Origin of the sequence: Acinetobacter sp. ANC 4654, from assembly GCF_002135425.1 — a bacterium.
In the GTDB taxonomy this organism is placed as follows: Bacteria; Pseudomonadota; Gammaproteobacteria; order Pseudomonadales; family Moraxellaceae; genus Acinetobacter; species Acinetobacter kyonggiensis.
In genome coordinates, this window is sequence record NZ_NEGL01000003.1 from 354,311 (window position 1) to 377,192 (window position 22,882).

19 protein-coding genes and 1 pseudogene are annotated in these 22,882 nt (G+C 40.7%); 8 read left to right on the forward strand and 12 right to left on the reverse strand.

Translation table 11 applies throughout. The features are described from left to right. Window positions 1-56 precede the first annotated feature (56 nt). On the reverse strand, window positions 57-455 hold the full coding sequence (locus tag B9T24_RS07560) for an MAPEG family protein (protein ID WP_086165212.1): 399 nt from the start codon (window positions 453-455) through the stop codon (window positions 57-59). Window positions 456-561: 106 nt separating this feature from the next. On the opposite strand from B9T24_RS07560, the gene B9T24_RS07565 reads away from it, so the two are divergent. Continuing rightward, window positions 562-942: a hypothetical protein gene (locus B9T24_RS07565; protein WP_086165213.1), complete on the forward strand. Its 381-nt coding sequence runs from the start codon at window positions 562-564 to the stop codon at window positions 940-942. A gap of 53 nt (window positions 943-995) precedes the next feature. On the opposite strand, the gene B9T24_RS07570 is transcribed toward B9T24_RS07565, so the two are convergent. The 6 genes from B9T24_RS07570 to B9T24_RS07595 form a co-directional block, all read right to left on the reverse strand. Next, window positions 996-2,675, reverse strand: coding sequence for a long-chain-fatty-acid--CoA ligase (locus B9T24_RS07570; protein WP_086165214.1), 1,680 nt, complete (start codon window positions 2,673-2,675; stop codon window positions 996-998). Window positions 2,676-2,822: 147 nt separating this feature from the next. Continuing rightward, window positions 2,823-5,042, reverse strand: coding sequence for a DNA topoisomerase IV subunit A (parC, locus tag B9T24_RS07575; RefSeq protein ID WP_086165215.1), 2,220 nt, complete (start codon window positions 5,040-5,042; stop codon window positions 2,823-2,825). Window positions 5,043-5,216: 174 nt separating this feature from the next. Continuing rightward, window positions 5,217-6,536 (reverse strand): MFS transporter, encoded by a 1,320-nt coding sequence (locus B9T24_RS07580; protein WP_086165216.1) that lies wholly within the window; start codon window positions 6,534-6,536, stop codon window positions 5,217-5,219. 136 nt (window positions 6,537-6,672) lie between these two features. Continuing rightward, window positions 6,673-7,317, reverse strand: coding sequence for a trimeric intracellular cation channel family protein (locus tag B9T24_RS07585; protein WP_086165217.1), 645 nt, complete (start codon window positions 7,315-7,317; stop codon window positions 6,673-6,675). A gap of 60 nt (window positions 7,318-7,377) precedes the next feature. Next, on the reverse strand, window positions 7,378-7,845 hold the full coding sequence (locus B9T24_RS07590; RefSeq protein WP_086165218.1) for a YchJ family protein: 468 nt from the start codon (window positions 7,843-7,845) through the stop codon (window positions 7,378-7,380). Between the two features lie 82 nt (window positions 7,846-7,927). Next, the gene (locus tag B9T24_RS07595) at window positions 7,928-9,508 is read right to left on the reverse strand and encodes a TerC family protein (RefSeq protein WP_086165219.1); all 1,581 of its coding nucleotides are present in this window, start codon (window positions 9,506-9,508) and stop codon (window positions 7,928-7,930) included. A gap of 338 nt (window positions 9,509-9,846) precedes the next feature. On the opposite strand from B9T24_RS07595, the gene B9T24_RS07600 reads away from it, so the two are divergent. Next, window positions 9,847-10,467 (forward strand): TIGR00730 family Rossman fold protein, encoded by a 621-nt coding sequence (locus B9T24_RS07600; protein ID WP_086165236.1) that lies wholly within the window; start codon window positions 9,847-9,849, stop codon window positions 10,465-10,467. A gap of 56 nt (window positions 10,468-10,523) precedes the next feature. Here B9T24_RS07600 and B9T24_RS07605 read toward each other — a convergent pair whose 3' ends face one another. Next, window positions 10,524-11,489, reverse strand: coding sequence for a hypothetical protein (locus tag B9T24_RS07605; protein WP_086165237.1), 966 nt, complete (start codon window positions 11,487-11,489; stop codon window positions 10,524-10,526). A 163-nt stretch (window positions 11,490-11,652) separates the two neighbouring features. Beyond that, a complete protein-coding gene (locus B9T24_RS07610) occupies window positions 11,653-13,491 on the reverse strand; it encodes a choice-of-anchor I family protein (protein ID WP_086165238.1) in 1,839 nt (612 codons plus the stop codon). A gap of 178 nt (window positions 13,492-13,669) precedes the next feature. Between B9T24_RS07610 and mdtD the strand changes: the two genes are divergently transcribed. The 6 genes from mdtD to B9T24_RS07635 all read left to right on the forward strand — a co-directional run bounded on the left by mdtD (window position 13,670) and on the right by B9T24_RS07635 (window position 18,271). Continuing rightward, on the forward strand, window positions 13,670-15,061 hold the full coding sequence (gene mdtD, locus B9T24_RS07615) for a multidrug transporter subunit MdtD (RefSeq protein WP_086165220.1): 1,392 nt from the start codon (window positions 13,670-13,672) through the stop codon (window positions 15,059-15,061). Window positions 15,062-15,138: 77 nt separating this feature from the next. Next, a complete protein-coding gene (locus B9T24_RS07620) occupies window positions 15,139-15,912 on the forward strand; it encodes a GH25 family lysozyme (protein WP_171264864.1) in 774 nt (257 codons plus the stop codon). Between the two features lie 187 nt (window positions 15,913-16,099). Next, complete coding sequence (dinB, locus tag B9T24_RS07625) at window positions 16,100-17,164, forward strand: DNA polymerase IV (RefSeq protein WP_086165221.1); 1,065 nt, start codon at window positions 16,100-16,102, stop codon at window positions 17,162-17,164. Window positions 17,165-17,551: 387 nt separating this feature from the next. Beyond that, entirely contained in the window at window positions 17,552-17,740 is a 189-nt protein-coding gene (locus B9T24_RS07630; RefSeq protein ID WP_086165222.1) for a hypothetical protein, read from the forward strand. A gap of 9 nt (window positions 17,741-17,749) precedes the next feature. After that, complete coding sequence (locus B9T24_RS17295) at window positions 17,750-17,884, forward strand: hypothetical protein (protein ID WP_265733458.1); 135 nt, start codon at window positions 17,750-17,752, stop codon at window positions 17,882-17,884. Window positions 17,885-17,911: 27 nt separating this feature from the next. Continuing rightward, window positions 17,912-18,271 carry a RidA family protein gene (locus tag B9T24_RS07635; protein WP_086165223.1) on the forward strand — a complete coding sequence of 120 codons (360 nt, stop codon included), beginning with the start codon at window positions 17,912-17,914 and terminating at the stop codon, window positions 18,269-18,271. Window positions 18,272-18,320: 49 nt separating this feature from the next. Here B9T24_RS07635 and B9T24_RS07640 read toward each other — a convergent pair whose 3' ends face one another. The 3 genes and pseudogenes from B9T24_RS07640 to B9T24_RS17110 all read right to left on the reverse strand — a co-directional run. Further along, window positions 18,321-18,866 (reverse strand): DUF2726 domain-containing protein, encoded by a 546-nt coding sequence (locus tag B9T24_RS07640; protein ID WP_086165224.1) that lies wholly within the window; start codon window positions 18,864-18,866, stop codon window positions 18,321-18,323. A 351-nt stretch (window positions 18,867-19,217) separates the two neighbouring features. Then, window positions 19,218-21,641 (reverse strand): YgiQ family radical SAM protein, encoded by a 2,424-nt coding sequence (locus B9T24_RS07645; protein ID WP_086165225.1) that lies wholly within the window; start codon window positions 21,639-21,641, stop codon window positions 19,218-19,220. A gap of 727 nt (window positions 21,642-22,368) precedes the next feature. After that, window positions 22,369-22,739, reverse strand: a pseudogene (locus B9T24_RS17110) (transposase); the annotation flags it as partial. Window positions 22,740-22,882: the final 143 nt, after the last annotated feature.

Genomic DNA, 22,882 nt, shown 5'->3' on the forward strand with positions numbered 1-22,882 from the left:
CTTCGTGATTATACATCTGCTACGCCCAAATATGTATTTGCATAAATGCAGCGACTTTAAGTTAATTTAATCACCAAAATTAATAAACAAATGGGGCAAAGCAAAGACAATAACCAAACAATTGAGCGTAATGTTGCCCAATTGGCTAAATAGCAAATGCCATACATAATCCGAAATACAATATAGGCCATGCCAAAGGTCATAATCACCGTTTGCTGCACCACCATATATTCTGCCATTAAAATCGCAGCAATAAATAAAGGTAAACTTTCAAAACTATTTTGTTGTACCGCATGGGCACGTGCTGCCAAGCCTGTGGTTTTACCCAAAAATTCTCGTGGGTTTTGGTTATCTCGTGCTTTAAAGCCCGCCGTTTTTTTTGCAATTATGGTAAAAACATAAGGCAATAAACATGCAATTAAGATGAGATAAATTATTCCGCTTATGCTTTGCATCCCATTTTTCTCATTACGATTTTCTGCTACATATCATAGCACGGTGTTTCAACAATAATTTTTGTTAAATTATAATGTTTTTATCAATGCGCAATAAGGATCCATTATGGTCAACCCTGATCAAGAAAAAATGTTCGATGTACTTGAAAAACAGCAGCAACATCAACGTCAGGTAGATCGTGTACTCAAAATCGTGTTGCCAATCGTTGCATTCTTAATCGCAACCATCTGTGCCAATATGAATATTGCATCACCCATCGGTACACTAATCATTTTAATTGTGGCCTTCTGGATGGTCAGCATTAAGCGTCAAAACTTATGGTATTGGCTCACTGCGATTTTGGTGTATTGCTTGATTGATAATTATCTGAGCTATGGTGCATTTCGTTTACCCAGTTTTAGCCGCCAGTTTGGCACCATGTTTACCTTTGTTGGTATCTTTGGCCTTGGGCGTCCATATATTGATCGCTGGTTGATGAAGGATTGATTTAAAAAAAGCATAAAAAAAGCGCCGCAAACGGCGCTTTTTTTATGGCTAACTTATGCCGTTTTACGCAAATCTTTACGTAAAATTTTACCTACGTTCGATTTTGGTAATTCATCCATAAACTCAACATAACGCGGACGTTTATAGCCTGTTAAGTTCTCTTTAGCAAAAGCAAGGACTTCTTCTGTCGTTAAAGACGGATCTTTTTTCACCACAAAGAGCTTAGGCACTTCACCTGATTTTTCATCAGGAACACCAATTGCTGCCACTTCCAATACTTTTGGATGTGTTGAAATCACTTCTTCAATTTCAGATGGGTATACATTGAAGCCTGAAACCAAAATCATGTCTTTTTTACGATCAACAATTTTAATGTATCCGCGACTGTCCATGATACCAATATCACCAGTACGGAAGAAACCATCAGTCGTCATCACTTTTTCAGTTTCATCTGGACGGTTCCAATAGCCTTTCATGACTTGTGGACCACGGATTGAGATTTCACCTTGTTCGCCTAATGCAACATTATTGCCATCATCATCTAAAATCGCAACTTCAGTCAATGGTAATGGAATACCAATGGTGCCGCTAAATTCAGTGGATGTCGGTGGGTTTGCTGTCGCAACAGGTGAGGTTTCAGATAAACCATAACCTTCAATAATGTTGGTGCCTGTAATTTTCTTCCACGCTTCTGCTGTAGAAGGAAGAACCGCCATACCACCGCCCATTGCCATTTTAAGTTTGCTATGGTCAAGTTGTTTAAACTCTTCATTATTTACCAGTGCATTAAACAAAGTGTTTACTGCTGGGAAGAATGAAGGTTGGTATTTACGTAGTTCTTTCATGACCCCAGGTAAGTCACGTGGGTTTGGAATTAAAACGTTCGCTTGACCTTTATACATACCGTACATGGCACAAACCATGAAGGCAAAAATGTGATAAAGCGGTAATGCACAGAAAATACGGTCATCTTTAGCGCCGTCTTGTGCGCCAAATTTACTTTGGAAAATACCATCACACTGCAACATATTGGCAACAAGGTTACGATGCGTCAGTTCTGCACCTTTAGAAACACCTGTTGTACCACCTGTATATTGTAATACTGCGGTATCACTTAAAGTCAGGTTAGGACGTTTGTAATTGCTGGCACTGACTTTAGACATAGCCGCGTTAAAACGGATATGGCCTGGAATATTCCAAGCTGGGATTTGCTTACGTACTGAACGCAGCACAAAGTTAACCAATGTGCCTTTGAGCGTACCCAACATATCACCGACAGAAGCAACAATGACGTGCTTCACAGGTGTTTTACCAATAATTGTTTGATAAACAGTGGCAAAGTTTTCAATGATTACCAATGCTTCAGCACCAGAATCATTCAATTGATGTTCAAGTTCACGTGAGGTATACAGTGGATTGACATTCACCAACACCAAACCTGCACGAAAGACACCAAGTGCAACCACTGGATATTGAAGGACGTTAGGCATCATGACGGCAACACGGGAACCTTTTGCCAATCCTAAACTTTGTAAATAGGTCGCAAATTTACGACTTGCTTCTTCTAATTCATCAAAAGTTAAGGCTTTATCCATAAAGATAAAAGCATCACGTGAACCAAATTTTTGAAAATTACGTTCAAAAACATCGTTAAGTGAGGTATTTTCTGCTGGCAATTCTACAGTTTCAGGAATCCCTGTTTTTTGGTATTCAGCAAACCAAATTTTTTCCATAATGCCCTAATCTCCAATCTATAATCCTTAGTTTCAACTATTTTTTCAATGTTATGCGTCATTATTTAACTTGTTTATGCATAACATGACATCCATTTACACGAATACCAATCATATATAACGTATTTTGATCAATGGATGCTAGTTTTATCTTTGAATGAACAGTTTATTTGCTTTTTGATATCCTCGTGGTAAGAGTTGACCTTTAGTGGCTCTTTTACCAATATATTTTTGAAGATCATCACCTTTTAATTTTAATTGTTGCTGCCCCGCAACCACTTGAATTATTTCATTTAAAGAAATTAATGTCATGAACAAAATTTGTTCTTTGCCTTCAAGTTGTATCAATTTATTTCCTTTGCCCTTGTTCAGCATTGGCAATTCTGACAAATCAATCACCAATAAACGACCCGCAGTACTCAGCATTGCCAAGTGCGTATGTGCATCAACTGTTTGTAACGGTAAGGCTTTGGCATCATCCGCTACAGTTAAAAATGCTTTGCCCGCTTTAGCACTGGTATCGAGTTGTTTGGCATTCGATTTAAAACCATAACCTTTGGAACTGACAGCAATGACTTCACGTTCATCCTCTGTAATCAGCACTTGAATAAAAGCAATGCCATTTGCAGGGGCAAGTTTCGAGCTTAATGGCTCACCCAAACCACGTGCCGATGGCAAACTTGCAATGGCCAATGCATAACTGCGACCCGTTTCATCTAAGACATACACACGCTGATTTGATTTTCCTTGTGCATGACTTAAATATTGATCGCCAGCACGGAAATTCAGGTTTTCAGCATCAATATCATGCCCTTTGGCAGAACGAATCCAACCTGCTTCAGACAAAACCACCGTTACTGGATCGGCAGGCAACATGTCTTGTTCATGAATGGCTTGCGCTTCTGTACGCTGTACAATTGGCGAACGGCGATCATCGCCAAATTTTTTCGCATCATCTTTAAGTTCAGTGATGATTAAATTCTTTAAGGATTCTGGATTAGCCAATTGTTCACGAATAATGGCAGCACGCGCTTCTAATTCTTCTTGTTCACGGCGAATTTCCATTTCTTCAAGTTTCGCCAAATGACGTAACTTAAGTTCTAAAATGGCTTCAGCTTGAATGTCATCAATGCCAAAATGGGCAATCAGTTCTGCTTTCGGATGATCCTCTTCGCGAATAATCCGAATCACAGTATCTAAATCTAAATAAGCAATCAGTAAACCCGCCAAGATATGCAGGCGTTTTTCAATTTTATTCAGATGATACTGTAAACGACGGGTCACAGTATTCTTACGAATTTCAATCCATTCCAATAAAATTCGACGAATCGATTTAACTTGTGGACGTGCATCGGCCCCAATCATGTTCATATTGACACGGTAGCTCGATTCTAAATCTGTAGTTGCAAAGAGGTGACTCATCACCCCTTCTGCATCAATACGATTTGAACGCAACACAATCACTAAACGGGTCGGATTTTTATGATCGGATTCATCGCGTACATCACTGACTAAAGGCAGTTTCTTGGCCTGCATTTGGTCGGCAATTTGAGTGATGATTTTTGAACCTGAAACTTGATACGGCAACTCCGTAATCACGATTTCATTTTTTTCAATGCTATAGATCGCACGCATGCGATAACTACCCCGCCCTGTAGTTTGAATTTTGAGCAGTTCTTCAGGCGGGGTAATAATTTCAGCTTTGGTCGGTAAATCTGGCGCAGGAATATATTCTGCCACTTTTTCATCGCTTAAATTGGGGTTGCGAATTAAAGCAATGGTGCCTTTAACGACTTCACGCAAGTTATGCGGTGGAATATCCGTTGCCATGCCCACGGCAATCCCTGTTGTACCATTGAGCAAAATATTTGGCACACGCGCAGGTAAATTCACCGGTTCTTTCATCGAACCATCAAAGTTGTCCTGCCAATCACAAGTGCCCTGCCCCAGTTCCGACAACAGCACTTCGCTATACAATGAAAGTTTAGCTTCGGTATAACGCATTGCAGCAAAGGATTTTGGATCATCTGGTGAACCCCAGTTGCCCTGACCTTCAATAAAAGGATAGCGATAACTAAAGGGCTGTGCCATCAGTACCATGGCTTCATAACAGGCAGAATCACCATGCGGATGATATTTCCCTAGCACATCACCCACCGTACGGGCAGATTTTTTTGGCTTACCACTATGCTTTAAACCAAGCTCGCTCATTGCATACACAATACGACGCTGCACGGGTTTTAAACCATCACTAATATGCGGTAATGCACGATCCATAATCACGTACATGGCATAATTAAGATAAGCTTGTTCGGTAAATTCTGCTACGGAACGATTTTCTGTGGCTTGATGCACAACGTTGGTCATAAAAGCGTGAAATCCTAATTAATTCGTTTTTGTATCTACGTTGTTATGCTAAGTCGCAGGTGCAGTCTACACAAGGGGAGTCACCCATACTGCGCGACAAATTATGTCTTATGATGCAAAACTATTCATTTTATAAAGCATGATCCAGCAAAAATCATCCATTTTCAGCAAACTTTATAATCCAATCGATTCTAAGGTCTTGCCTTTGGTTTCTTCGCCTAAAATTAAAATCACCAAAGCCACGCCCAATAATACCGCAGTAAACATCATAAAGACCTGACTAAAACCATTCTCCATAATCATCATATGGGTGACCACCATCGGTGCAACAATTCCGCCCATGCGACCAATCGCAGAAGCCCAACCCGAACCAAAGGCACGGATATTGGTCGGATATTGTTCTGGCGTATAGGTATACAGTACGCCCCATGCGCCCAAATTAAAGAATGACATCAAACAGCCCCAGAACATAATCATGTTTACGCTATTCGCTTGACCAAAGAAATAAGCCGAGACAGCACACATGCCAATAAAACCTGCCAAGGTTGCTTTGCGCCCCAATTTTTCCACCAGCCATGCGGCTGCGACATAACCTGGAAGCTGTGCCAAAATCATGATCAGCACATATTCAAAAGACTGCACAATGCTATAGCCTTGTTTCACCAACAAACTGGGCAACCAAGTAAAAATGCCATAATAGGAATAAACTATACCGAACCAAATTAACCAGAGCATTAAGGTACGACGTGCAAATGGGCCTGACCAAAGCTGGCGAAAGGAGATATTTTGTTTGGTGGCTACAGGCTGTACTTCAATATAATCAATCACCTCAACACCACACTGGCGTTCAAGCTGCTGTACCAGTGCATGCGCTTCTTCAATACGCCCACGATTAATCAAATATGGTACTGACTCTGGCACTTTTTTCAGAATCATAAACACATAAATAGCGGGTAAACCGCCAATTAAAAAGGCGATATGCCAGCCATAACTTGGAATCACAAAATAGGACACCAATGCGGCAACCAACCAGCCCAAGCCCCAAAAACTTTCCAATAACACAATGAAGCGTCCACGCACTTGAGCAGGAATATATTCACTGACCAAAGTCACCGCAACGGGAAGTTGTCCACCCAAGCCCAAACCGACAATAAAACGAAAGACCAACAACCAGATTAAATTCGGTGCAAAAGCACATAAAGCGGTGGCAATGCTGTAGGTGACTAAAGTGATGGCAAACACGGTACGACGACCAATTCGGTCCGCTAAGCCACCTGAAAAAACAGCTCCAATTGCCATACCGACAAAACCAATGGACACCACCCAACCTTTTTCTGTCGGTGTCATGTTCCATTCTTCAGCCATGGTGGTCAAAATAAAAGAAATGAGCCCCGTATCCATCGCATCGAACATCCAACCCAGTCCGATGACCCAGAGTAAGGTATAGTGAAATTTACCGATTGGTAAGCGTTGTACACGTGAGACTAAATCCATAACAATATCTCTGATTTGGTGAAAGAATACATACTGCTTTCCCAACAGGATTTATAGTTGTAGTTATTTTTATACGCTCATTTAAAGCAGATGACTGCTTTATTTCATCAGTCATCTATCATTTTTATACAAATCTTTATGACGCATCTTTAGAGGATGCAGATTGCTCATCATCATCTTTATAAATAAATTTCGGCATTTCCAAACCAAAATAGATGGCGATACAACGTAAAGAAAAACCGAAGATCAGGGTAGAAATAACAGTAACTTCTAGAGAGAAGCCGATCTCTTGACAGACCCAATAGCAAATCACCGAAACAAAGGAAATACTGGCATACAGTTCACGGCGGAACACCAAGGGTACATCGTTACACAGGATGTCACGCAAGATACCACCCGATACCCCAGTCAACACACCTGCGACCGCTGAAACCACAAAGCCATGGCCCATTTGTAGTGCAATTTGACAACCAATCACGGTAAAGCCAATTAACCCCATAGCATCTAAAATCAAGAAGATAGAACGTAAATGGCGCATCCATTTGGCAATTAAAATCGTGACAAAAGCAGCAGCACAGGTCAAAACTAAATATTCGGGATGTTTAACCCAAGTCAGCGGATAATGTCCAAGCAGTACGTCTCGAACGGAGCCACCACCTAATGCGGTGACACAGGCAATCAGCGTTACACCAAACCAATCCATACTACGTCGACCTGCCGACAGTGCCCCTGTCATCGCTTCAGCCGTAATCGCAACAATATAAATGACGAATAGTAACATTGCCCATCTTCCACTGAGGGTAATCGATGCGCGCTATTCTAAGGCAAATTCAAGCTAAAATTACAAATATTGCGCACAACATTGTTTAAATTTTTTGCCTGAACCACAAATGCAGGCTTGCTTCATGGTGATTTGCATCTCCGTGGTCGGATCAAGGAAATACCACGTTCCCTCATGTTGTACAAAATGAGAGACTTCATGATGCACTTGTGCTTGTTTGCCATCATGGTAATGGGCTTTAAATTCAACCTGTGCGTGATTTTTATCTATTTTTTCTTTGGCTTGAAGTACGTCTAATTTGAGCCATTGATTGGCTTGACTCCAATCTGCAATCGCCACTTGATCTAAAAAAGGTTGTTGCCCGATGGCTGTGGTTTTAATAAGGTAATCAATCTCATGCTTGGCAAATGCACTATAACGTGAACGCATTAACTGCGCTGCTGTTTGTGCTTTGGCTTGCCGCAAGTGTAGCGGCTGGCAACACGCTGCATAATTTCCTTGCCCACAGGGACAATTACGTTCTGACATGAAATATTTCCCATAAAAATAGCCCGACTATGCGAACTATTTTAATTCATTATCCTAAGCTTAAGCGATCATATCTGTCATTTCATGCATCTTCAGCATTGGCTTTGATTTGCGGCATGATATGGACTTTATCAATTTTATGACCGTCCATTGTGACCACTTCAAAAATATGAGCATCTGCGGCTAATTTTGCCCCACTTTCGGGTAAACGCCCTAAGTGAAATAAAATATAACCCGACAAAGTTGAATATTGTTCAGATTCATCAACTAAATCACGTCCTAAAAGTAAGGAGACATGGCGAATATCGGTCGAGCCATCAAGGATTAACGTTCCATCCGCTAAACTTTCCGCTGCCGTTTCCAATTCATCTTCATCGGGAAATTCACCCGCAATGGCTTCCAATACATCAATTGGTGTCGCAATGCCTTCAATTGAACCATATTCATTTAACACAATTGCCATTTGTAGGGGGGCTTGACGAAGTTGCTCCATCACCATCAACACTTGAGCATTTTCATGCACAATGACTGGATCACGTAAGTGACGTTCAAAATTGAGTACACCTGTTTCGATGTATTCATTCATGATTTTATGCGTCAGTACGACACCTGAAATATTATCCAATTCACCGCGTGCAATAATTAAACGCGAATGGGTCATGCTCAACAGTTGTTCTTTAATTGACGCTTCGTCTTCGTCTAAATCAATCCACTCCAGTTCTGGACGGGGTGTCATCACTGATTTCACTGGTCGTTCAGACAGTCCAAGCACCCCTTGTACCATCACACTATGATAAGCACCATTTTCTTCATTAAACACTTCATCGGCAAAGGCGCGTGTGGCCAGTACATCTTCAGCCTCATTATTTTGCGCATCGGTCTTACCACCCAGCATACGCATCACGGCAGAAGCCGTGCGATAACGTAAGTCCGTGGTCGTGACCAGTTTTTCCTGATTGCGACGCATGGTTTGATTGACAAACTCAACCACCACAGAGAAACCAATTGCGGCATATAAATAGCCTTTTGGAATGTGAAAACCAAAACCTTCAACAATCAATGAGAAACCAATCATCATCAGGAAACCGAGACATAAAATCACCACGGTTGGATGCTTATTGACGAAGTTCATCAACGGTTTCGATGCCCACAACATAATGCCAACGGCAATAATCACCGCAATCATCATCACTGAAAGATCTTTCACCATACCCACTGCGGTAATCACGCTATCGAGCGAGAAAACAGCATCAAGCACCACAATTTGAACAATCACCATCCAAAAAGCAGCATGTACAGGGTTTTCTTCTTTTTGCGGTTGTGTACCTTCAATACGCTCATGCAGTTCCATAGTACCTTTAAACAACAGGAACACACCACCAAACAGTAGAATCAGGTCACGACCCGAGAACGCATGATCAAAAATATGGAACAGCGGTTGAGTTAAGGTCACCACCCACGCAATTGAAGCGAGTAAAATTAATCGCATCACCAAAGCTAAAATTAGCCCGACAATACGCCCCGTATTGCGCTGTTCTGGTGGAAGTTTTTCCGCCAAAATTGCGATAAAGACCAGATTATCAATACCGAGAACAATTTCTAAAACCACTAAAGTTGCAAGACCAATCCATGCAGATGGATCTGACATCCATTCAAAAATCATTGGATGTTCCCCTGCATACGATTAAGGACTGATTTTAGAATCTTGCGATTAAAATCGGTGAATATTCTCTGAACAATATTCGGTATAATTTTTTCGTACGAATTGATGTGTTCGGAGCGACGACAACCACTACCCATGTTGATTCATTTGTTGGAAAACAGATTTTTAGTATAGGCAAGATGACGTAGAAATTCATCCTTTTTTCAATCTGTCGCGCTTTTCTCTTCGCATCTGTTCACAAATTTTTGCAAAGTAGGTTTATTTCAGTCCATGCTTTGTCATATTTTCTGCGTAAGCTAGAGCATGAAAAAATAAAATGCTATGGTAAAAATATAATGATGACCAGTGTATTAAAAATGACTCCAAAACATAAAAATCCGATGCCTAAAACAACTCAAGCGTTAATTGCTCTCTATTGCGGTTCCCGTTCTGGTAATAAACCCATTTATGCAGAAAAAGCGATTGCTCTAGCTCAAGGTCTTGCAGACCAAGGTTTTGGACTGGTCTATGGTGGTGCAAGTATTGGCCTCATGGGGCAAGTTGCCAATGCCGTCATACAACATGGCGGTCAAACCGTTGGGGTCATTCCTGAATTTATGCTCGATTATGAAATTGCACACCATCAACTCACTGAGTTGCACATTGTCAAAAATATGCATGAACGTAAGGCGATGATGGCAGAGCGTGCCAGTGCTTTTGTAGCACTTCCGGGTGGCTTAGGTACTTTTGAAGAAATTCTAGAAGTGGCCACTTGGGGACAGTTAAATCAACACCAAAAACCCATGATGCTATACAACGTGAATGGCTTTTATGATGCTTTAATTGCGCAGCTTGATCATGCCGTTGAGGAAGGATTTTTACCACCGCAGCATCGTGCAAAATTGATTATTTGTAATCATGCAGACCAAATTATCAATGCAATTAAAAATTTAAGCGCTCCAAAACACTTTGCTATTTAAACAGCTACGATAAAAAAAGCGAGCACATAGCTCGCTTTTTTTGAAGCATTAATCTATTAACCTGAGATGACTTGATAAAACCACGGCAAAGTCGTGGCTAAAACAATACTCATAATTAAACCCACCATCAACTTCATCGCATCCTTACTCACATTACGCGAAGTTCGGTATTTATTCACTTCAGCCAGATGCATAGACAGGGCAAATTCACGACCTGCAAGTAAACCTAAGAATACCCAAGTGGTACTCATTGGAATATTACTCCACTCTTTAAAGACCAATAAAATTAAGGCATAAATAAAATCAATAATGGTCGCTGAACGAATATCCGCCACCCCAGTTTTGGTGTCGATAATTTTTTGGATGGCTCCGCCACGTTGGTAGAAAATCATCCCCAATAAAGCCACGAATACAGAAATGGCAAAAACTAGAAATTCAAAGGGAACTTGACGCGGCACATAGACAAAAATATTGGCCAAATCTTGAATTAACCATTGGCTCCATAGAAAAGCCGTAGATACCCACTGTAAGCCAATCCAAAGATGAGATGGTTTGTGATCGCGTGTTTTACTGAAATAAACCGAAATCCCTTTAATCACAAAACGATAGACAATGATAGCCACCACAAATGCAACAGCGTAGCCCATCATCGACTTGGTCAGCATGGCGCCCAAACTGCTTGGTGAGAAAATGGTCAAAACTAAAAATGTGGTACTGACAGGAATCCCATACTTGGTTAACAGAATCAGCAATATAGGCGGAACGATATACAGCCAAGTAATTCCTGACTCAGGAAAAGGAATGGTTTCAAGACGACCATAAGATGCATCGCCTACGCCCGAGGCATACCAACCATACATTAACACCACGCTTAAAATACTGCTGGTATACAGCCACAACACCCACCAAGGGCGATGGGCATTGGATGAAATAAAAGTACCTAAGGTTTGTGGTACATCATTTCCAACAATTGAATAGGCAGCTAAACAGAAACCAACAATCATCAAAATTTCGATTGTCATAAAAACAGAACCTTTTTCACCAATGAAAAGCCCCATCCAATACGACGAATGAGTTGCGCAAGATTATGACAGTTTTGTGTCACTTTAATCACATCACAGTAACAAGGTTTTGTTACTCAGCACAAAAAAAGAGCACCCTTGTGCTCTTTTTTCTCACGGTGGATTAGTTTAACTTCACTTGATAAATTGCAGTTGAACCACTCACCTCATTGCCAACCACCAAAAGTGGCTGTCCATTGGGTGAATCTTTCGCCGCAATAAAAATTAAACCTTCAGGCCCTAAATCCCCTTGTTTATTCGGTGCCTCGGTCATTTTCCGGTCATTAAAATATTGAACGAACTGTCCTTTTTTCGGCTGACTAATATCATAAACCATGATACCGCTTTGGCGTTCAAGCCCAATAAATGCAAAGGTTTTATTGCCAATTTTACCCAATGCAATGCCTTCAGGTTCAGGGCCTTTGTTGTCACTACGGTCATCAAATACAGTATTTTCATGATTGCTATTGAAATATTGCGGCATCATTTCTGCAACTTTTGCTTCAAATTCTTTGCCTGAGTCCCAAACTATTTTTTTCGAAATGGGATCAATAATACTGAATGAACGACCGCCATACGCATACAGTTTGTCGTAGGTCATTAGCCCCTTTTCATCCAGCAGTGGCAAACCCGTCAGCGCATCTTTTTTATAGCCTTGGGTCCAACTTATGGTTAAACGACCCAATTGAGTATCACCGATTAACTCGGACAAACATGTTTCAACCTGAGGTGCATTTTTACAAAAAATGCTGGAATCTAATTTTGCACCTTTCACATTTGGCGCAATCTGACGTAAATGTGCCGCATAATCGCCATTATTTCTAAAACCTTTGCTGTTAAATAAGTGCTTTACACGAATTTCTTCAGCATAGCCGGCATTTAAATCATCACCTTTAAAATACTGATCCGCATTAAGCAGCCATTCGCGTGCATCACCCTCATTGGCGGTCACCAAATAAGTTTTCCCATCAACCTGATATTGCGCAATCGCATCAGGCATATACATGCCGAAAACGCCCGACCAAGCTTGAAGATTAATGCCTAAATCTTTATCGCTGGCATCAAAGGCATTTTCAGCTAAACCGTGGTCTTTATAGCCAATCGGAAAAATATCCACGACTTCATCTTTGATTAAATCAATTTTGGCAATGGCATTGTTTTCTTGCAGCGTTGCCCATGCAGTTTTACCGTCGGCACTGATGGTGATGTATTCAGGCTCTAGATCTTGAGCAACCGTTGTGGTTGCAATACCTTGCGTTGTTATATTGGCATATTGCTGCGCATCAGGTCCAAAAATACGGACACCCGCATCCACTAAGCTTTGCTTTTGTGAATTCCATGCACTAAATCCTGCTGTTTTCACTTCAGGACGTTGGATATTACGCACATCAATAATACTGATCGAACCTTCTGGATCAACCGCATACCCTGCACTTGGTTCACCTTCATTTGCCACCAAAACCTTTTTGCCATCTGCAGTGAATACCAACATATCAGGCAATGCCCCAACCTCAACCTGACTCATAAAAGTTAAATCTTTGGCATTAAAAAAAGCGACGATGCCGTTGTCCGTTTTATTCTTGGCTTGAACGGCTAAAGCGACAATACCCTGATGCACTGCAACGCTATTTACATCAGATTCCGCCAAATATGCACGTGCAGATAATTCCCCAATATGCACAGGTTTGTCAGGCTGTGTCATATCCAGCACATCGACCATACCCTTTTTAGCATTCACGACAAACAGGCGTTTGCTCGCAGCATCAAAAGCTGGAATTTCTGCTGCACTGGCACCAAAAATACCGGTTTCATAACCACCTATACGCACCAGTTCAATGCTGTTCGGGGTTTTCTCCTCAACGATGGGTGGTGTCACCGTCACTTCATTTTTCTGATCATCATTACACGCCACCATTCCCACCGAAAGTAAAGCAATCATCAGTGCCGAAAATTGTGTCTTCATCATGCTCATTCATCATTTTTGTTAAAATTGCGACCAAGTTATAAGCAACGCGTGTCAGCACCATGACGGTTGGATTGCTGTTTTATTGCATTGTTATGGCAAAATGAAGACAACGATTTAATACAACACGCTTTCTAGATTCATTTAAACTGTTTAAAAACCTCAGCTTCTTCAAAATATGAATGCCACGCCCTCACATCAAGCCTTACAACCTGAATTTAGACTGTTGGTCTTTTTAGTGTCGATTGGCTTTTTTATGCAAGCGCTCGATACCACCATTGTCAACACGGCCATTCCTGCGATGGCTGTCAGCTTAGGGGAAGATCCCTTACGCATGCACAGTCTCGTGGTGGCTTATGTGCTTTCTGTCGCTGCCTGTATTCCCTTAAGTGGCTGGCTCGCAGACCGTTTTGGTGTACGTAATACTTATTTTTCAGCGATTATTATTTTTACCTTGGCCTCTTTGGGCTGCGCATTTTCACAAAATTTAGAGCAACTGCTCTTGTTTCGTGTTGCTCAAGGCATTGGCGGTGCTTTATTGCTGCCTGTTGGTCGTTTGGCAATGCTGAAAGTCATTCCACGTAGCCAATTTTTATCTGCCATGAGCCTCATGAGTCTGGCAGGCTTAGTGGGTCCACTGATTGGCCCCACTTTAGGCGGCTGGTTGGTTGAAGTTGCCACATGGCATTGGATTTTCTTGATCAATATCCCGATGGGGCTGTTGGGTGTGCTGGTCACTTTTAAAGCCATGCCCAATGTCACCGAACCCACGGTACAGAAATTTGATTTTAGCGGTTTCCTGTTCTTGGTCATGGCCATGATTGGTATGTCTTTAGGCATTGAAAGTTTTTCCAGTCCCCATAGCTCCGCTGGGTTCAGCATTGTGCTCATCGTGGGAGGACTCATTGCAGCAGCCATCTATGCTTACCACGCTCACACTCATGAACATGCCTTATTTCGAAGCAGATTATTTGAAAATAAAATTTATGCGATTGGTATTTTAGGGAATTTTTTTGCGCGTTTGGGCGGCAATGCTCTGCCTTTTTTATTACCGCTAATGTTACAAGTCGCATTTGGTTTTAGTCCCTTGATTACGGGATTAATGATGATTCCTGCGGTACTCGGATCATTGGCATCAAAACCGATTATTCGCCCCATTATTCAACGCTTTGGCTATCGGCGTGTGCTGTTGGTCAATACAATTTTAGTGGGTAGCTGTATTGCCAGTCTGGCTTTAACCACGGCAGATACACCACTGTGGCTGCGAACCTTACATTTCTTTATTTTTGGTATGTTAAATTCAATGCAATTTGTCTCCATGAATACCTTAACGCTGAAAGATTTACCTCAAGCGGATGCCAGCAGTGGCAACAGTTTTTTATCCATGATCATGATGCTGTCGATGAGTATTGGAGTGGCTTTGGCGGGTACGCTGGTCAACATTTTTACCACATATTATGGCAGCGCACAGATCAGCCTTGCATTTCATAGCACGCTGATCTGTTTAGGCTGTATTAACATCATTACGGCTTATATTTTCTGGCGTATTCCACGCAATACAGCCGTTTAAACAGATTTCAGAAACAACGTGCTCTGAGGCTTCAGATCGCGTTATCATATTCAAGGTTCATCATTGCAAATACTGTTATGCCTAAAAAACGATTCGCCCAAAGCAGCCTGCAAAAGCTTTACGCCTCTTGCGTTGGCTTGGGACTGATTTGCATTGCAATCGTGGTCTATGTTTTTATCCTGCATCATAATCCTGCCTCAGCACAGGAATATCCGGTCAAAGGCTTTGATGTTTCACATCATCAGGGTGATATCCAGTGGAAAAAAATATCACCGAAAGAGTTTCAATTTATCTATTTAAAAGCCACAGAAGGCGGTGATTTTAAAGATCGGAAATTTCAGGAAAATTGGCTACAAGCCCGTGAACAGGGTTTTCTGGTGGGCGCATATCATTTTTATCGTTTATGCCGTGATGGTGAAATTCAAGCACAGAACTTTATTGCCACCGTGCCCAATAAACCCGATGCCCTGCCGCCTGTGATTGATCTGGAATATGACACCAACTGCATCAATACCTATACCAAAGAACAGCTGCTAGAAGAAATTCAGGTCATGCATGATCGACTGTATCAACACTATGGCAAACAGCCGATTTTCTATATTTCTAAGTCATTTTATAACATTATTTTAGCAGGACAATTTTCTAAAACACCGCTCTGGGTACGCGAATACCAAGGTAAACCCAATTTAAAAGGCAACCCACCATGGTTGTTTTGGCAACAGACCAATCAGGGAAGCATTAAAGGCATTGCTAAAGTGGTCGATTTAAATGTCTTTCATGGCGATCAGTCCGACTGGATCCATTTTTTGGAAAAAAATAACATTGCTACGCAAACCACTCTTAAAAATTGACCGACAAAATAACCAGATCAGCCCTAAAAAAACTTCAATCTTTTAATTCAGCCGGCTGAGCAGAAAAACACAGCCGCAGTTTTACTCAGTCAAGCTGTGTCGTATCGTCTGACTCAAGCACTACAATCCAAAGCATGAAAATGAGATACTCAACTTAACCTTGTATTCAAAGCAGAATGTGAGCTGCATGAGAAAAATCATTCACATTGATATGGATGCCTTTTATGCATCTGTTGAACTCAAAGATTATCCTGAATTAAAAGACCTGCCCGTGGTGATTTCCTCACACCATCCAAGAGCAGTGATTGCAGCGGCATCCTACCCTGCGCGCAAGTTCGGTTTACGTTCCGCCATGTCCATGTCACAGGCCAAGAAACTATGTCCACAAGTGTTGGTGATTGAACCCAATTTTGAAAAATATCGTGCCGTATCAACTCAAATTCATCAGATTTTTCAGCGTTACACTCACATCATCGAACCCTTATCTTTAGATGAAGCTTATTTAGATGTGACTGAAAATTTAAAAAATATTCCAAGTGCAACAGAAGTTGCCATGCAAATTCGGAACGATATTTTTCAAGTGACTGGTTTAACCGCATCTGCGGGTGTAGCACCAAATAAATTCTTAGCCAAAATTGCATCGGATTGGCATAAACCCAATGGTATTTGTGTGATTAAACCCTCACAGGTGCAAAATTTTATTCAACATTTAGCGCTGAAAAAAATCCCCGGTGTCGGTAAAGTGACCCACGAAAAATTAAAAGCACTGCAACTGGACACCTTGGGTGATTTACAACAAATGGATGAAACCATCCTGATTCAACATTTTGGTAAATATGGCAAACAATTGTTTTTATATGCGCAAGGCATTGATGAACGCCCTGTACAGACTGAACGTGAACGCCGACAAATTTCAAAAGAAACTACTTTTGATGACGATCTTATTTTGACCGAATGCCACAGCTATTGGCCTAAACTGATTGATCAAGTTTGGGCCAGCTTAGAGAAAAAACAGCTTTCTGCACGTGGCGTTTCAGCCAAGCTTAAATTGAAAAATTTCCAAGTTTTACAACACAGTAAAAGTTTTAAACAACCCTTAGAAAACAAACAACAATTAGAAGATGTAGTGCAACAATTGCTGATTGAAATGCGGATTTCTAAACATACGCAATTTCGCTTAATTGGCGTTGGGGTCTATCAACTTTCTGAACAGCAAGATCCGCCTCAGCTTTCACTTTGGTCAATATTTTGAATACTTTTTAAGCAAAAGAATAAAATTAGACCAATTGATTACACACAACACTTCTTTTTACGGTACTCTATCTGCGCGATGCATTTATCCATGTAGCCGCTGAGATGCTAAAAATCACCTTTACTTTTAGCATACTGTCCTGTGATTGGCGTGACGATCAAATCCGAATATTACAGGGCAACTCTGTCATGGAATCCTTTCTTGCCTGTCTTCGCTAAATAGCTCTTTTAAATTGCCAACAACACCCTTGCATAAAATCATACCTATTAATTGAATTACTGCTGTTATCAATCGCTAGTACTTTCGATCACGCCTATCATCACCTCATATCTGAAAGCCTTTTATATCAAAATTTTATGTCTATAAAAATGACTGCTCATCTATTGAATGCCTCATTTTCGACTGAATGATCTAACCTATAACCGAGGTTTGAATAAACAACTCTCCCTCAATATCACCTTAATACCAAGTGCAATCAGTTGTTGCAATATTGCTCTTTTTGCATGGATTGCAGATCGCTTTGATCCGCAAAAAATGTGTATCATCGGTGGTTTAATGGGTGCTTTCCCTGCTTGATGGCATTGGATGCACAACACATGTGATGATGATCTTCTTAGTGCTGTTTTACTGAGCAATATTGCACATGATCGGGTGTTCATTAACCCATTTTCACTTCACCGTTTGGTACTAAATACTGATACAACGGTGCAATGGCAATGATGCCGAAAAACACAGGATTAAAATTTTATGAGCGTTCAACGTCTACATGTAGAAAAGCGTTATTGCGAAGTGGCGATTGCAGGAAATTTGGTACATTTAGCTGGTCAATTGGCCAATGACACCTCACTGGATATCAAGGCACAAACGCAAGAAACACTGGATAATATCGACCGCTTATTGGCAGATGCAGGTTCAGATAAAACCCATATTTTATCTGTGATCATTTTCTTAAAAGATATTGAACAAGACTATGCGGCTATGAATGAAATATGGGATGCTTGGGTTGCCAAAGGTCACGCCCCTGCCCGAACCTGTGTTGAATCAAAACTTTATGCTGCTGACGTTTTAGTTGAAATGACGGTTACGGCTGTACGTATTTCAAATTAAATCGATCAAAAATAAGCATGATAAGTCTATTTATTCATGCTTATTTTCATTAGCCTAAAATTCGGATTTTCTTTCGCCCCAACACTGGATAAAAATTATACTTTTTTGTATGACCTTCTAGCGCAGTGTCTAACTGATTATAAGCAAACTTTTCAATCAGGAAATCTTGTCTCAACTGATAATATTCAGGCACATCGTCATAGCGAATCACACAATATCCTGCCATGGCTAAAAGTGCATCTTGATATTGTGCATTCTGTCGACGCTTCAATACCATGGGATCATCCAGTGCAATAATGGCCGTTACTTGATGATTTTCATCCAGTACCACAAAATCTGCCACCATATTGCGATATTTATAGCGCGTACGAGAGTATTTAGTCGTCAATAAAGCATCAAATGAGACATGTGCCAAAATCGTGCTCTGTGGCAGTATTTCCTTAAGGCGAGTATATGTAATTTGTTGATTAATATTAAAAATAGCCCTTTGTTTTAAAGCACTATCTTGCTGTCTGGTACTATTTTCCAGACTTCTCCATGCCATAAACAGTACACACAGTAGGATTAAACTCCCGATAAAAATGTACATCATCATTCTCTTAGTCCTTTAATTTTTTATAATCTTGTCGGTGTCACACCGATTGTTTGTTATGAAATTTAGTATACAACCACTCTTTTTATTAAATATGTCAAGTAAACAAACTGCATTTAATAATGACAAAATCATTATAAAAACAAACAAAAAATTGCACTTATTTTATATTCAGCATCGGTGTCTCATTCAATATTCATAGACACTAAAAAGAGTGTATATCAAGCTCTAACGCTGATTCAATAAGACTATTGGCTATTGTCCTACAATTCCGACGAACTGTTTTTGATCCTTTATTTTCCTTATTCAGTAAAAAAGGATGCCTAAGCATCCTTCTTCATTCACTGATCAAAATTAAGCTTTCGCTTTTGGCTTAGACTTGCCCTTTGGCTTGGTGCCAGCAAATGGTTTTTTTGCATCTCCCGTTTCACGGGGCGGCAAACCTGTATGCTGAGTCAAAATCTGTCCTCTTTCTGGACGTTTTTTGGTATTTGACGGACGCGATGCATTACTGGTTTGATTGTTTCGAGCCGCATGTTCACCCGTACGTTTTTGTGAATCACCTGCAATCGTGGAATTCTTTTTACGTGCCGATTGGTACTGACCTTCCGTTGTTCCCACTGGTTGATAAGTCGGAATCAGATGTTGCTTCGAGTTACCAATTAAATCCGCACGCCCCATTTCCTTCAGCGCTTCACGAAGTAATGGCCAGTTGTTTGGATCATGGTAACGTAAGAATGCCTTATGAATACGACGACGTTTATCACCTTTCACAATATCAACATTTTCGGTATAACGCGCCACTTTTGCCAGTGGGTTTTTACCGGTGTGATACATGGTGGTTGCTGTTGCCATCGGTGATGGATAGAAAGTCTGTACTTGGTCAGCACGGAAATCATTCTTCTTCAACCAAATCGCCAGATTCATCATGTCATATTCGGTTGTCCCCGGATGCGCTGCAATAAAGTACGGAATCAGATACTGCTCTTTTCCTGCTTCTTTACTAAAACGATCAAACATCTGTTTAAAGCGGTCATAAGTGCCAATACCTGGTTTCATCATCTTCGACAATGGACCTTTTTCGGTATGTTCAGGTGCAATTTTTAAATAACCACCGACATGATGCTGAACCAGCTCTTTCACATATTCAGGGTTTAACACCGCCAAGTCATAACGCAGACCGGAACCAATCAAAATCTTTTTAATGCCCTTTAAGGCACGTGCTTTACGATATAACTGAGTTAACGGTGCATGATCGGTATGTAAGTTCTGACACACACCGGGGAATACACAGGACGGTTTACGACAGTTCTTTTCAATCTCAGGATCTTTACACTGCAAACGATACATGTTTGCTGTTGGCCCACCTAAGTCAGAAATAATCCCCGTAAAGCCTGGTGCAGTATCACGAATTTTTTCCACTTCACGCAGAATCGACTCTTCAGAACGGTTCTGAATAATACGACCTTCATGTTCGGTAATGGAACAGAATGTACAACCACCGAAACAACCACGCATGATATTGACAGAGAATTTAATCATGTCAAATGCAGGAAAACGTGCTTCAGCATACGCTGGATGGGGCAGACGTGCATAAGGCAAGTCAAACACGTAATCCATTTCTTCTGTGGTTAAAGGAATTGGTGGCGCATTTAACCAAACATCACGTTCGCCATGTTTTTGTACCATGGCACGTGCATTGCCCGGATTAGTTTCCAAATGCAAAATACGATTGGCATGTGCATACAGGACTGGATCTTCGGACACTTCCTCAAAGGCTGGTAAACGAATCACAGCCAACTCACGTGGCGGTAATTTATGTTTAATCGCTTTAGAGGGTGCAGGTTGAAGCTGAACAATTTGTGTATCAGCATCCAAATTATCGCCTTCACGGATGATTGGATTGGCCACAGCTTCTTTTTGGAAATTTTGATATTTAGCGAGTGAATTGCCTTTATCTTGTTCAATTTCACAGCCATCTAAATCTTCAGTCATCACATAAGGATTGATGATCGGATCAACACGGCCAATAGCATCCACATCATTCGATGCAATTTCCACAAATTTGGCTTTAGAGGGACGGTTTAATTTATTCACGATAAATGCCGTGCCACGAACATCGGTAATTTCGTGAATTTTTTCGCCACGTGCTAAACGATGCATCACTTCTGTGATTGAACGCTCACCGTTACCATACATCAATAAATCTGCTTTTGAGTCCATCAATACTGAGCGACGGACTTTGTCTGACCAATAATCATAGTGTGCAATACGACGTAAAGAGGCTTCAATTCCCCCTAACAATACAGGCACATCAGGGTAAGCTTCACGCACACGTTGGCAATACACAGTTGCTGCACGGTCTGGACGTTTATTCGGTTGATTATCGGGTGAATAAGCATCATCAGAACGGATTTTACGGTCAGCCGTATAACGGTTGATCATCGAATCCATATTACCAGCCGTCACACCCCAAGCGATATTTGGCTTACCCAAAACGCGGAAGCTTTCCGCATTGGTCCAATCAGGTTGTGCAATAATCCCGACACGGAAGCCTTGCGCTTCCAAAGTACGACCAATAATGCCCGAACAAAATGATGGATGATCGATATAAGCATCGCCACAGACCAAAATAAAGTCACAACTGTCCCAACCGAGTTGATCCATCTCCTCTCGTGACATCGGCAAAAATGGTGCGGGTTCAAAACACGACGCCCAATATTTGTCGTAATCAAACAACGCAGTAGGCGCTGTTTGAGCAGTATAAGCAGTAGACATGGTTATTTATCTCGATTGGCAGATGGCGATCGGGAGAGATCTAAGATGAAAGCCGATCATTTTACCATGAATTCCATTCATCTTGCTTGATTAAAAAACATACATAAACAGTAGTTTAAATTTTTAATTTCCTGCTGGATATCAAGAGCATCGATAATGTCTCTGTGAATGGCCATAGATTTTGTAAACAACTCTTAGTTAGATAAAATAACTCATTAACCCGAATCGCGGATAAGAAATTGACTTGCAAAAAAGGTGGCTGCAAACCATTAGGGAGTTACCACACAACTTACGCCTTCAACCACCGCGTTCCTTGCGCCATATATGACTCATACATATTTCTTCTGCATGATTGATGACTTTTTTCAAAAATTTGAAGCAATTTATTGGCAATTTTTGAAATACAGCAACAAGCGTTTGCGAATGTGCTCTTCTCAATTAAAAGTTTCAGAAATCGTGTTTATTGCCATTTCGGAGATGCTCTACAATTCAAAACTTAGACATGATTGCAATGGTCAGCATTCTCTATTTGATTATGAAAAAGCCCACCAAAAGATGGTTATATGTGTCTAAAATTTTGGTGGCTATGCAAGAAAAATTTAAAATACCACCGTGATCTATCAAAATTAGACCACACAATAATTTACAATTTATCCGCTTTTTTATCGAGACCCGTGTAAAAAATAATGTACTTTTACTGCTTAAAGCTATTAAAAAACTAAAATAAAATATTAAATTTAATTGAGTTACCATTTGAATCTACAGCTAAATGAATTTTAGAACTATTCATACCGATACTTTTTGAGATATTTTGGCTTTTCATACCATTAACATGTTGATGTGCTCAAATAAATGTAGCATCAATAAAAATCCATTCTAAATCAGTACTATTTGAGATTAATTCAAATACTTTTAATAGCTTCTCTCTCTAGAGCAACGACTAAATTTTTTAAATATTGAGTTGAATTTAGCAAAATATTCAGGCAAATTTCGCCAAGGGCAACCTATTCGAATTCTATAAAAAATGGCTTTAATAAATAATCTTAAATTATGTTTAATCTAAATATCGAAATTACGGAGAATGGCTTTCAGCTTTATTCACCAATATTTGATTTATCAACTTCCGCGCATAAAAAAACACCCCAACTCGTTTGAGTTGGGGTGTTTTCAGGAATAATGAGCTGGCGATGACTTACTCTCACATGGGTAACCCCACACTACCATCAGCGCGAAGAGGTTTC

What these genes read in the sequence shown, in the direction of transcription:
- B9T24_RS07610 (WP_086165238.1), bottom strand. Translation starts at nt 13,491, where the DNA reads ATGAAGACACAATTTTCGGCACTGATGATTGCTTTACTTTCGGTGGGA.
- B9T24_RS07600 (WP_086165236.1), top strand. Translation starts at nt 9,847, where the DNA reads ATGACCAGTGTATTAAAAATGACTCCAAAACATAAAAATCCGATGCCT.
- B9T24_RS07570 (WP_086165214.1), bottom strand. Translation starts at nt 2,675, where the DNA reads ATGGAAAAAATTTGGTTTGCTGAATACCAAAAAACAGGGATTCCTGAA.
- parC (WP_086165215.1), bottom strand. Translation starts at nt 5,042, where the DNA reads ATGACCAACGTTGTGCATCAAGCCACAGAAAATCGTTCCGTAGCAGAA.
- B9T24_RS07595 (WP_086165219.1), bottom strand. Translation starts at nt 9,508, where the DNA reads ATGATTTTTGAATGGATGTCAGATCCATCTGCATGGATTGGTCTTGCA.
- dinB (WP_086165221.1), top strand. Translation starts at nt 16,100, where the DNA reads ATGAGAAAAATCATTCACATTGATATGGATGCCTTTTATGCATCTGTT.
- B9T24_RS07580 (WP_086165216.1), bottom strand. Translation starts at nt 6,536, where the DNA reads ATGGATTTAGTCTCACGTGTACAACGCTTACCAATCGGTAAATTTCAC.
- B9T24_RS07640 (WP_086165224.1), bottom strand. Translation starts at nt 18,866, where the DNA reads ATGATGATGTACATTTTTATCGGGAGTTTAATCCTACTGTGTGTACTG.
- B9T24_RS07635 (WP_086165223.1), top strand. Translation starts at nt 17,912, where the DNA reads ATGAGCGTTCAACGTCTACATGTAGAAAAGCGTTATTGCGAAGTGGCG.
- B9T24_RS07605 (WP_086165237.1), bottom strand. Translation starts at nt 11,489, where the DNA reads ATGACAATCGAAATTTTGATGATTGTTGGTTTCTGTTTAGCTGCCTAT.
- B9T24_RS17295 (WP_265733458.1), top strand. Translation starts at nt 17,750, where the DNA reads ATGCACAACACATGTGATGATGATCTTCTTAGTGCTGTTTTACTGAGC.
- B9T24_RS07560 (WP_086165212.1), bottom strand. Translation starts at nt 455, where the DNA reads ATGCAAAGCATAAGCGGAATAATTTATCTCATCTTAATTGCATGTTTA.
- B9T24_RS07590 (WP_086165218.1), bottom strand. Translation starts at nt 7,845, where the DNA reads ATGTCAGAACGTAATTGTCCCTGTGGGCAAGGAAATTATGCAGCGTGT.
- B9T24_RS07620 (WP_171264864.1), top strand. Translation starts at nt 15,139, where the DNA reads ATGCCTAAAAAACGATTCGCCCAAAGCAGCCTGCAAAAGCTTTACGCC.
- B9T24_RS07645 (WP_086165225.1), bottom strand. Translation starts at nt 21,641, where the DNA reads ATGTCTACTGCTTATACTGCTCAAACAGCGCCTACTGCGTTGTTTGAT.
- B9T24_RS07630 (WP_086165222.1), top strand. Translation starts at nt 17,552, where the DNA reads ATGCCTCATTTTCGACTGAATGATCTAACCTATAACCGAGGTTTGAAT.
- mdtD (WP_086165220.1), top strand. Translation starts at nt 13,670, where the DNA reads ATGAATGCCACGCCCTCACATCAAGCCTTACAACCTGAATTTAGACTG.
- B9T24_RS07565 (WP_086165213.1), top strand. Translation starts at nt 562, where the DNA reads ATGGTCAACCCTGATCAAGAAAAAATGTTCGATGTACTTGAAAAACAG.
- B9T24_RS07585 (WP_086165217.1), bottom strand. Translation starts at nt 7,317, where the DNA reads ATGTTACTATTCGTCATTTATATTGTTGCGATTACGGCTGAAGCGATG.